Raw genomic sequence first — 371 nt, 5'->3', positions numbered from 1 at the left:
AACGGCCATGGCAACACCGGCACCGGAGCACGGGACATCACCATCGATGCCAACTTGCCGGGGCTGCGCGTGGACACCGTGGCGGGCGACGATGTCATCAACAGCATCGAGCACGGTCAGAATCTGATCGTCACCGGCTCCAGCGATGGCCTGACGGCAGGCACAGTCCTGACCGTGACCGTCAACGGTAAAGACTACGTAGCGACCATTCTGACAAATGGCACCTGGAGCGCAGCCGTTCCGGCGGCAGACGTTGGGGCGTTGGCAGCGGGTAAGGTCGTGATTACCGTGGCAGGCCAGAGCACGGCAGGCAATCCTGTCTCCATCAGCCACGACGTCACCGTCGATCTGGCGACCGTTGCCATCAGCGT

Annotated in this window: 1 protein-coding gene; it reads left to right on the top strand. The window is 62.8% G+C overall.

From position 1 onward, the window contains the following. On the top strand, positions 1-371 hold a 371-nt coding region (locus LZP96_RS24065; RefSeq protein ID WP_258926380.1), incomplete at both ends, for a hypothetical protein.

Origin of the sequence: Huaxiibacter chinensis (genome assembly GCF_022171985.1) — a bacterium.
GTDB classification, from domain to species: Bacteria; Pseudomonadota; Gammaproteobacteria; order Enterobacterales; family Enterobacteriaceae; genus Enterobacter; species Enterobacter chinensis_A.
The sequence above is the reverse complement of the archived record's forward strand: the minus strand, read 5'-3'. Positions and strand labels throughout refer to the sequence as shown.